The sequence below is a fragment of the Streptomyces phyllanthi genome, assembly GCF_009377205.1.
Classification (GTDB): domain Bacteria; phylum Actinomycetota; class Actinomycetes; order Streptomycetales; family Streptomycetaceae; genus Streptomyces; species Streptomyces phyllanthi.
Map to the genome: position 1 here is coordinate 1 of NZ_VJZE01000345.1, position 10061 is coordinate 10061.

10 protein-coding genes are annotated in these 10061 nt (G+C 70.1%); 5 read left to right on the plus strand and 5 right to left on the minus strand.

The features are described 5' to 3' along the window. Nucleotides 1-158 precede the first annotated feature (158 nt). Nucleotides 159-1532: a glycoside hydrolase family protein gene (locus FNH04_RS33470; protein WP_152789607.1), complete on the minus strand. Its 1374-nt coding sequence runs from the start codon at nt 1530-1532 to the stop codon at nt 159-161. Nucleotides 1533-1905: 373 nt separating this feature from the next. Between FNH04_RS33470 and FNH04_RS33475 the strand changes: the two genes are divergently transcribed. From FNH04_RS33475 to FNH04_RS33495, 5 genes are all read left to right on the plus strand, one after another. Beyond that, on the plus strand, nt 1906-2928 hold the full coding sequence (locus tag FNH04_RS33475; protein ID WP_322724596.1) for a LacI family DNA-binding transcriptional regulator: 1023 nt from the start codon (nt 1906-1908) through the stop codon (nt 2926-2928). Between the two features lie 89 nt (nt 2929-3017). After that, on the plus strand, nt 3018-4373 hold the full coding sequence (locus FNH04_RS33480; protein WP_152789608.1) for an ABC transporter substrate-binding protein: 1356 nt from the start codon (nt 3018-3020) through the stop codon (nt 4371-4373). A 95-nt stretch (nt 4374-4468) separates the two neighbouring features. Continuing rightward, nucleotides 4469-5485: a carbohydrate ABC transporter permease gene (locus FNH04_RS33485; protein WP_322724597.1), complete on the plus strand. Its 1017-nt coding sequence runs from the start codon at nt 4469-4471 to the stop codon at nt 5483-5485. Nucleotides 5486-5487: 2 nt separating this feature from the next. Beyond that, a complete protein-coding gene (locus FNH04_RS33490) occupies nt 5488-6384 on the plus strand; it encodes a carbohydrate ABC transporter permease (protein WP_152789609.1) in 897 nt (298 codons plus the stop codon). Nucleotides 6385-6515: 131 nt separating this feature from the next. Then, nucleotides 6516-7154 carry a Uma2 family endonuclease gene (locus FNH04_RS33495; protein ID WP_152789614.1) on the plus strand — a complete coding sequence of 213 codons (639 nt, stop codon included), beginning with the start codon at nt 6516-6518 and terminating at the stop codon, nt 7152-7154. An 11-nt stretch (nt 7155-7165) separates the two neighbouring features. On the opposite strand, the gene FNH04_RS33500 is transcribed toward FNH04_RS33495, so the two are convergent. The 4 genes from FNH04_RS33500 to FNH04_RS33515 all read right to left on the minus strand — a co-directional run bounded on the left by FNH04_RS33500 (nt 7166) and on the right by FNH04_RS33515 (nt 10019). After that, nucleotides 7166-7624: a hypothetical protein gene (locus FNH04_RS33500; RefSeq protein WP_322724600.1), complete on the minus strand. Its 459-nt coding sequence runs from the start codon at nt 7622-7624 to the stop codon at nt 7166-7168. A gap of 81 nt (nt 7625-7705) precedes the next feature. Further along, a complete protein-coding gene (locus FNH04_RS33505; protein WP_152789610.1) occupies nt 7706-8134 on the minus strand; it encodes a DUF4440 domain-containing protein in 429 nt (142 codons plus the stop codon). A 236-nt stretch (nt 8135-8370) separates the two neighbouring features. Further along, on the minus strand, nt 8371-9282 hold the full coding sequence (locus FNH04_RS33510) for an LAETG motif-containing sortase-dependent surface protein (protein WP_152789611.1): 912 nt from the start codon (nt 9280-9282) through the stop codon (nt 8371-8373). 230 nt (nt 9283-9512) lie between these two features. Beyond that, nucleotides 9513-10019 carry a hypothetical protein gene (locus tag FNH04_RS33515; protein WP_152789612.1) on the minus strand — a complete coding sequence of 169 codons (507 nt, stop codon included), beginning with the start codon at nt 10017-10019 and terminating at the stop codon, nt 9513-9515. Between the last annotated feature and the right edge of the window lie 42 nt (nt 10020-10061).

A 10061-nucleotide genomic window follows, 5' to 3' on the forward strand; every position in this document is an offset into this window, starting at 1 on the left:
GAACCCCCGCAGCCCCCGAAGCACCGAAGAACCCCCGCGAGCACCCGAGCACCGGAAATCCCCCCAGACACCGAAACGCCGAAGCGCCGGAGTCCCCCGCAGGTACCCGAAGCCCTACAGCCCCCGCGCTGTAAAGCCACCGGGCCGACAGGGACCCCTCAACTCCCCGTCACCCCGGGCCACACCGCCGACGCGTCGTCACGTCCCGGATCCGGCAACCGGACCGGGCGTACCGGTACGGGGACCGGGTCGGCGGCTCCCTCCGTGACGGCCGTCCAGCGCGCCGCGTACCCCGAGTAGCAGAGCGTCGTCAGCGCGAAGACCCCGTCGGCGTACACCTCGACGTACTCACCGACCGTGAGGATGCGCAGGGTGGCCGCGGGTTCGGTCAGGACTGTCTCGTCGAGGCGGGTGCCGTCGGGGCCCGTGGCCCACAGGCGCTTGCCGTCGCAGCCGACGGCGAGCATCGGACGGCCGCCCTCAGGGCTCTCGGTGCGCAGGACGACCTCGACACGGCCGGACAGCGTGACGTCCCCGACCGCGTGCGGCACCGGTGGGGCCACCTGACCGGCCTGGCCGGTCTCCTCGCCGAGCCATGCGTTCAGGCCCGGCCACCACTCCAGCCGAGGTGCCGAACCGTCCCCCGTCACCAACGACTTGGGCTGCGCCAGCATCCCGCGGCAGCGCTCGCCCGAGTCGGTGAGGCCCACGCGGCGGGGCGTGGTGTGCAGCACGACGCGGGAGCCGTCGGGCGCGGGGATGACGCGCGGGGCGTACGCACCGGTCGGACCGAGCTGCCCGTGGCGGGTCCACGGACCCCTCAGCCGAGGTGCCGTCCACGCCTCGAAGCCGCGGGTCTGGCCGATCGAGCCGAGCAGCAGCCAGCTCCCGTCGTCCAGCCGCTCCAGGACCGGGCACTCCAACTCGTCCACGTCGCCCGGCGAGAGAAGCGGCGGGTGGACCGTCCAGTGCTCCAGGTCGTCGGACGTGGCCAGGGCCACACAGCCGCTGACCTCGACCGGCAGCGACGCGTCACTCGCGCAGACCACCATGACCCAGCCGTCCGACTCGTCGTCGCGTACGACGAACGGATCGCGCCAGCCCATCCGTTCACCCGTGCGGTACCAGCGCGGATCGGCCTCGACGACCGGCCCGGTCCCGTGGCGGCGCCAGCCCGTGCCGTCCGTACGGTCCGAGTACGCGAGCCCGACGGCCTGGAGCGGCCAGCCGTCCGGCGTCAGTCCGCTCACCCCCGTGTAGAACATCGCCATCCCGGCTCGGTACGGAAACGGGTGCATCGTCCACACCGCCTGCTGGTCGAAGCGGCCGGGCAGGCCGTTGCCGAAGGCGGTGCCCTGGGGCTGCCAGTGGACCAGGTCGGTGGAGGTGGCCCGGCCGTACGAGGTCTCCATCCGCAGATGGTCGAACTCGGCGGTCCAGGGGCCCTGGAGATGCAGGACCGCGTACGTGCCGTCGCCGTCGCGGAGCAGGGCGAAGTCGTTCACGCAGAGGCCGGGCGGGGCGTATCGCATGCACAGTTCCTGTCGCTCACAGCGCGCAAACGCATGCGCTGACCATCGGTCAAGAAGACCTATCTCAAGAAGCGGCCCCAGTAAAACTGAACGCAAACGCTTGCGCAACAACGAGGGCGGGTCTACGGTCACGTCACTCGCACGTCACATCCACGTGAACACGCCTCAGCACGCCCACGTGAATGCGCCCTGGCACGCCCATGTGAACGCGCCTTGGCTCACCCACGTGAATGCGCCTCGGCGCACCCACGCAGGAATGTGACGCAGCACACCCGCGCCACCCGCGTGAGCCCCGCTCACCACAGCCACCGGCAACCACTGCCAACCAACGAGAACCACCGACAACCCCGATACCGATGGGAGGGACCGCGCCGTGACGGTCAGCATCACCGATGTCGCCCGCGCCGCCGGAGTCTCGGCGTCCACCGTGTCCCGCGCACTGCGCGGCCGGCCGGGCGTGTCCGAGGAGGTGCGGGCGCAGATCGCGGCCGTCGCCGCGCAGCTCGGCTACATCGCCTCGCGGTCGGCCTCCAGCCTGGCCAGCGGGCGCACCTACACCATCGGGGTGGTCGCCCCGTACATCGGCCGCTGGTTCTTCGGCACCGTGCTGGACGCCGCCGAGCAGGTCTTCAGCGCCGCCGGGTACGACGTACTGCTCTACAACCTGGGCTCCCCGGACGCCCGCAAGCGCTTCTTCACCAGTCTGCCGGTGCGCAAGCGGGTGGACGCGGTGCTCTCCCTGCTCATCCCCGACCCGGCCGAGACCGCCGCGCTGCGCTCCCTCGGGGTGCCGCTGGCCGGCACCGTGGGCGGTGCCCGGGACGGCTTCACCGTGGTCGGGATCGACGACCGGGCGGGCGCCGAGAGCGCCGTACGGCACCTGGTGAACCTGGGACACCGCAGGATCGGCATGATCTCCGGAGCCAGCGGCCCCCTCCAGTGGACCACCCCCATCGACCGCCGTCAGGCATACCTGGACGTGCTCGCCGAGGCCGGGATCGAGCACGACCCGGCCCTGGAGGCGGACGGCGGCTACACCGTGGAGGGCGGCGAGCGCGCCATGACCGCGCTGCTGGCCACCTCCCGGCCGCCCACCGCCGTGTTCGCACAGTCCGACGAGATGGCGATGGGCGCGATGCGCGCCCTGCGCCGCCACCGGCTCACGGTCCCGGACGACGTGTCGGTCGTCGGCTTCGACGACCACGAACTCGCCGAGGTCGTCGGACTGACCACCGTCTCCCAGCCGGTCGCGGGCCAGGGCGCCGAGGCGGCCCGGCTGCTGCTGCGGCAGCTGGACGAGCCGGACGCCGAACGGCCCGCCGACAAGGTGCGGATGCCCATCCGTCTCGTCCTGCGCGAGACGACGGCCCCGCCCAACCCGCGGGGACCGCAGTGACCCGACGGCCCCCACGGCCCCCACAGACCGCACAGACCGCACAACCGCCAAAACCCTCACCACCGCACCGACGCACGGAGGCGCCAACCATGATCGCCGGAACTCCAAGGCCCAGCAGGTACCGTCCCGCGGCCCGTACGGGCCTGGCCCTCGTCCTCCCCCTGGCGGCGCTGGCCGCGTGCGGCGGGGGAGGCGGCGGTACCGGGGCCTCCGCCGAAGGCGGCAGCGGCAAGGGCACCATCAGCGTCTGGGCCCACCAGGGTCAGAAGAGCGAGGCCGACGCGCTGCAGAGCGCGGTGAAGTCCTTCAACTCGTCACAGGACGAGATCAAGGTCGAGCTGAAGCTGATACCGGACCAGGACTACACCAAGACCATCACCACCACGGACGCGTCCAAGCTGCCGGACGTCCTGGAGTTCGACGGCCCGACCATGGCGAACTTCGTCTACAACGGCAAGCTCGCCCCGATGGACGAGTACGTCTCCACCAAGACCCTCGCCAACGCCACCGAGGCCAGCAAGGCGCAGGGCGAGGTCGACGGCAAGCAGTACGGCCTCGGCGTGTACGACTCCGGGCTCGGCGTCTACGGCAACAAGAAGCTGCTGGACGCGGCCGGGGTGAAGTACCCGAAGGGCCTCTCGGACGCCTGGTCGGCCGACGAGTTCACCGCCGCGCTCAAGACGCTCAAGGCCAAGGACTCCGACGGCAAGGTGCTCGACCTCCAGGAGGCCAACGGGTACGCCACCGAGTGGGGCACCTACGGGTTCTCCCCGATCGTGTGGTCCGCCGGCGGTTCGCTGCTCGAGGACGGCAAGGCGGAGGGGGCCGTCGACTCGCCCGCCGTGGTGTCGGCGATGAAGACCTTCCAGTCCTGGAAGCCGTATGTCGACCCCAACACCGACGGCAACGCCTTCGCCAAGGGCCGTGTCCCGCTGAGCTGGGTCGGCCACTGGATGTACCCCGCCTACAGCGAGGCCCTCGGCGACGACCTCGTGGTGCTGCCGCTGCCCGACTTCGGCAACGGCCCCAAGACCGGCCAGGGTTCGTGGGCCTGGGGCATCGGCGCCAACAGCAAGAACGGCAAGGCCGCGGGCGCCTTCCTCGACCACCTGCTCGCCGACGACAGCGTCACCGCGCTGACGAAGGCCAACGGCGCCCCGCCCGCCACCACGTCGGCGCTCGCCGCGAGCGACCTCTACAAGGAGGGCGGCCCGCTCCAGCTCTTCGCCGACCAGCTCGCCAAGCCCTGCGGTGACACCCGGATCAACAAGTCCTGTGTGGCCGTCACCCGCCCGGTGACCGCCGGATACCCGGTCGTGACCGCGAAGTTCAGCGAGGCCCTGAGCTCGATCTACGGCGGCGCCGACCCGAAGACCGCCCTGGCCAAGGCCGCCCGCGCCATCGACCGGGACTTCTCGGACAACGCCGGCTACGAGATCCCGTAGCCCCTCCCCGGCGATCCCGTCATCACGCTCAACCCATCGGCGGGGCGGGCGCGTGCGCACCTGCCCGCCCGTCCCGCCGGGAAGAGGACCCAACCGTGAAAACCGTGGAACCCGCGCACTCCACCGGCTCCGACCCCGTCCCCGACTCCGACCGGGGACAGGCCCCGTCCGCGGCCTCTGCGAAGCCCTCACGACCGGCGCGTACGGGGCGGAAGAACCGCGACTGGCTGCACGGGCTGCTCATGTCCCTGCCCTCGGTCGGCGGGCTCATCGCCTTCGTCGGCATCCCGTTCGGCTACGCCGTGGTGCTCTCCTTCTACAACGTGCGCCTCGGCTCTCCGCTGGAGCCCACCTTCTTCGGAGTGGAGCAGTACCGGCGGCTGTTCACCGACCCCGATCTGTCCGGCCCGTTCCTGCGGGCGCTGCTGAACAACCTGACCTTCGCCCTGGTCGTCGTACCCCTGCAGACGGGCCTCGCCCTCGCGCTCGCGGTGCTGCTGAACCGCAAGCTGAAGGCGATCGGCGTGTTCCGGTCCTTCTTCTTCATGCCGGTCGTCTTCCCCATGGCGCTGGTCGCCGTGATCTGGCGGCTGATCCTCGCCCGGAGCGAGCAGGGCATGCTCAACTCCCTGCTGGACGCGCTGAGTTTCGGCAACTGGGGCGCCTTCGACTGGCTCGGTGACGGAGCCACCGCGATGGCCTCGATCATCGTGCTGTCGGTGTGGCAGGGCGTCGGCTTCCAGATGGTCATCCTGCTCGCCGGCCTCCAGCAGATCCCCACGGAGCTGTACGAGGCCGCCCAGCTCGACCGGGCCTCCCGCTGGCAGCAGTTCCGCCATGTCACGCTGCCCGGCATCCGGGGCACCCTCGTGTTCGTCGCGCTGCTCACGTCGGTGCTGTCGTTCCGGGTCTTCGACCAGGTGTACGTCCTGATCCGCGGCGGCGGCCTGGACGAGGACGCCACCCGCACCGTGATGTACCAGGCCGTCACCACCGCCTTCGACCAGAACAACATCGGCCAGGCGTCCGCGATCACGGTCGTCTTCTTCCTGATCGTCGTGGTCCTGACCCTCGTCCAGCGCCGCGTCGTCCGCACCGACAACGAGGACTGATCATGAGCACGAACACGAGCACGAGCACGAACATGGGCGCGAGCACGGGCACGCGCACCGGCCTGACCCGTACGCCGCTGCGCCGTGCGCTCGACTACGTGGTCCTCTCCGTCCTGGCGTTCGTCTTCGCCCTCCCCGTCCTGTACCTGCTCCTCGGCAGCCTCAAGCCGTCCGACGAGGTCCTGAACGGCCTGTCCGGGTTCCTCCCGACCAACCTGTCCTTCGACAACTACTCCGCGGTCCTGGACAACCTGAACTCGGACAGCACCGGCTACTTCTGGCAGTTCATGGGCGTCTCACTGCTGCTGGCGTTCGTGGTCGTGACAGGCGGCCTGTTCGTCAACTCGATGGCGGCGTACGGGCTTTCCCGGCTGAAGTGGCGGGGCAGGGAGGCCGTCTTCACCCTGGTCCTCCTGCTGATGCTGGTCCCGTTCGAGTCGGTGGCGGTGCCGCTCTTCTACATGCTCAACGACCAGCGCAACACCCTCTTCATCCAGGCGGTCCCCTTCATCGCCAACGCCTTCGCCGTCTACCAGTTCCACACGTTCTTCCGCACGATCCCTCCGAGCATCGAGGAGGCGGCCCGGCTGGACGGGGCGGGTCCGTGGCGCACCTTCTTCGCGATCATCATCCCGATGTCGAAGCCGGTGTTCGCCTCGGTGGCGATCCTGACGTTCCTCACCCAGTGGGGCTCGTTCCTCTGGCCGGTCCTGATGGTCTCCGACCCCTCGGTACGCCCCCTTCCCCTGGAGATGAGCGTCTTCCAGGGCCAGCAGCCCCCGGACTGGGGCCAGATCCTGGCCTTCGGCGTACTCCTGGTGCTCCCGGTCCTGGTGGTCTTCGCCTTCTTCCAGCGCTGGTTCGTGCAGGGGGTGGCGAGCTCGGCCGTGAAGGGCTGAGCCCGCCTCCGGGCACAGTGGCCGGCCCGGCCCGGCACGTCACGCCGGTCACCCTTTGTGATGACGTCGGCGGATTCCGGCGGCTACGGTTGATGTGCAGGCCGAGAATCCCGCCCATGGGAGGAATCACCATGACCGCCGAGCCGATCGCCGAGCCGACCCCCGAGCCCGCCGACGCGCCCGGCGACACGCCCGGCACCCGTTGGCCCGTACCACCGCACGACGGATACACCGTGGACCACCTGTTCACGCTGCCCGACCTCCCGCCGCACACCGAGTTGATCGACGGGAGCCTGGTCTTCGTGAGTCCGCAGCGGATCTTCCACAGCCGCATGATCGACCTTCTGGTCACCGGCCTGCGCCGCACTGCCCCCGGGGGCGTGAAGGTCGTTCGCGAAATGACGGTGGTCCTGGACCGCCGCAACGGCCCCGAACCCGATGTCAGCGTCGTCCGTGCGGAAGCCGTCACCGGTCTGGAGCAGACGCGGTTCCTGGCCGAGGACGTGGTGCTCGCCGTCGAGGTCGTCTCCCCCGACTCCGAAGCCCGCGACTACGACACCAAGCCCCTCAAGTACGCCGCCGCGGGCATCCCGCACTTCTGGCTGGTCGAGATGGCTGAGGGCAATCAACACCCGGTGGTACGTGTCTACGAGATCGACCCGGTGAACAAGAACTACGCCCTGACCGGCATCCACCACGACAAGCTCCAGCTCACCACGCCCTACGACATCGACGTCGACATCACGCTGGACGCGCTCAAGGAGTTGTGACCACCCGGCGGCTACGGGAGGTTCGGAGCCCCCTTCGAGCCGCCCAGGTCCTGGATCGTGCCGCCGACCTTCTTCCGCAGCGACGTCAGCAGCTCGGGCTCGGCGGTGCCGATGGCCCAGCGCGGCCCGACGAGGTACTTGCCTCCGTAGATGGACGCGGAGTCCAGCCAGGTCAGCTTGAACTTCTCCTCGGGGAAGGTCGTGATGAGGTAGTTGCCCTCGTCGGTCTTGCACACGCCCTCGCGGAGTTCGTCCGCCTCGGTACGGATCTTCACCTCGCACCCGGTGAGGGACGCGATCACCTCGACCTTCGCCGGGGCCACCACGGCGGCGTTCGACGCCTCCGGCGTCCTGGACGGCTTTCCGCCCGTCCCCGTGTCGTCCCCGCCACCGCAGCCCGCGACCAGTGACAGGGCCGCCAGCCCCGCCACGGCCACGGCCCCGCGCACCAGTCGCTGCTTCCTCAGCACGTGCCGTCTCCGTGTCGGTCGTACGTCTCCAAGAGCTCTTTACAGGAGTACGTACGGGATCGGGCCGTTGCTCACCCCGGACTACAGGTTGTCGCCCCAGCCGCTCTGCAGCATCGTCTGGAACGCCCACGTCCCGCCCCGCCGGACCAGGATGTCGGCGTACCGGAGCTGCTGGGTGTGTCCGGCCGTCGTCATCACCGAGTCGGTGAAGACCACGGCCATGGCGGGCGACAGGAAGACCGGCGTACGCGTGGACTCGAACGAGATGTCCTCGCCGCCCTCCCCCATCACCCCCGTCATCGTGGCGACGAACCGCTCGCGGTCCCACTGCGCCGCACGGCCGTCGCCCGCCGAGTCGTCGCTCACGAGGTTGAGCGGGAACACCGCCATGTCGGCCATGCGCTCGATGTCGCGCTTCGCGCTCGCCGCGTCGTACTCCGCGAACCAGGCGTCCAGGCTCGCGCGGTCCTCGTCGGTGGGGACGTATCCGGTGTCGGGCAGGTGGGTCATACGGGCTCCTCTCAGCCGCTCTCACATTCATCAAGTTTGACTACTCGCCTGACGACTGAGGATATGCCTCCCTCACACCCTACTCAAACTTGATTAATCGTGACCCACGCCACAGGACCCGAAGGCGGACCGAAGGCGGATTGAAGGCGGATTGAAGGCGGACCGAAGGACACGCCGAGGCCCCGGCGCCCCCTGGTACAGGAGCGCCGGGGCCTCGGTCACGGGCAGACGACGCGTCAGGAGCGGTTCCCCGCCGCCGCACGGCGGCGCGTCACCACGAAGATGCCTCCGCCCGCCGCGAGGAGCGCGGCCGCGCCGACGGCGATCGGGATCGTGTTGCCGCCACCGGTCTCCGCGAGGTCACCGGGCGGGGTGGACGTGCCGCCGTTCGGGGTGGGCCCGGCCGGGGTCGTCGAGGTCCCGGTCTTCGGCTCGTCCGGCTCCGACGGCGTCTCCTTGCCCGGGGTCTTGGAGGAGGGCGTCGGCGTCGGGGTCGTGGAGGACGGCGGCGGGTTCTCGGCCGGCGGCGGGTTGTCCGCGGGCGTGCAGTCCTTCGTACCGCCGTTCCAGGCCGCGATCAGCTTGTCCTTGATGACCGGGCGGTCCGGGCCCTTGGGCAGGTCACCGTGTTCGAAGCCGTCGTTCGCGTCCGGCCTGCCGTCGAACTTCACGGCCCCGCGGTACAGGTCGATCTGCGCGTAGCAGCCCGCGTCGGGCACCGAGATGTCCAGCGAGTCGGTCTGGCCGGGCTTGACCGTGACCGTGTCGAAGTCGACGAAGACCTGCACGCCGGAGGTCGCGAACGTCGGGCCGTGGGCCAGATACGAGGCGAGCGAGGCCGTGCAGGTGGTGGCGTCACCGGCGGTGCGGACCTTGATGTGGACCTTGCCGTCGTCGGTGGGCTTGAGGTTCTGGTCGTCGACCTTGACCGAGTCGTGGAAGTTCGTCCCGTCGAGGGAGAACTGGCAGCGATCGGTCTCGGTCACCGTGCCCGCGCCCTTGCCGGGCGCGTACGTCTTGCTGCCCCAGCCGTCGCCGCCGGGCGCCCCGGTCGCCCAGGCGGCTCCGGTCGTGACGGCGGTGAGGGCCAGCGCGGCGGCACCTGTCCCCAGCAGGCGGCTCACGGTGACACGTCTCGCTATGGACATGCAGATCCCATCTTGAATGGCGGGACCCATGGCGCACGGCAGCGGGCGGGCAGCACGAAGCAGCCGCCGGGCCGCGCCAGGGTGGAGGTGGTTGGAGGAACGCCGTGCTCACTGGTCACTTGAGCCACAGCGTGCGCACATCGTCGATCACCCCGGAAAGCGCTGTCAACCTTGGGATACTCATGAGTAGTTCAAGTCCGGATCACAGTTTCGGCACAGTACGGAACCGGTCATTCCGGCAGGATGGCCGGGCCCAGCGGATCCTCGGCCAGCAGGACCGGTTCGGCGAGCGCGGCCTCGTAGAGCGTGCGCGTGAAGACGTACGGCCCCATGGGGAGTTCACCCCACTGCTCACGGTAGGGCTGCCGGAAGGACGACCAGGTGACGGCCGCCGGGGTGACGGTGATGAGCGTCCGCAGCGGCCAGCAGCCCCAGAGGCCGCAGGAACAGCCGAGCACCGGGACGGCACCCCTGACGGAACCGGCGAACTCCGGGGCCGGATCCCCGAGGAAGTGGCGTACGGGGTCGCCGACTTCATCCGTACCCAGCCCGTCGTGCTGGGCGCGCAGGAAGCGCCCCTCCTCCTCCGGGGACTCCACCTCGCACTCCCGGCGCCACAGGGCGCGGGTCGCGTGGGCGGCGTGCACGCGAAGGTCCGCGCCATCGATGCGAAAGCCCCACAGAAGGTCACCGGCGCCCTCGGGACGCGGGTAGTGCAGGAACTCGATGCTGTTCATGGTCGGCCATCCTCCGGACGGAGGGCCGTCCGGGCTGTCTCT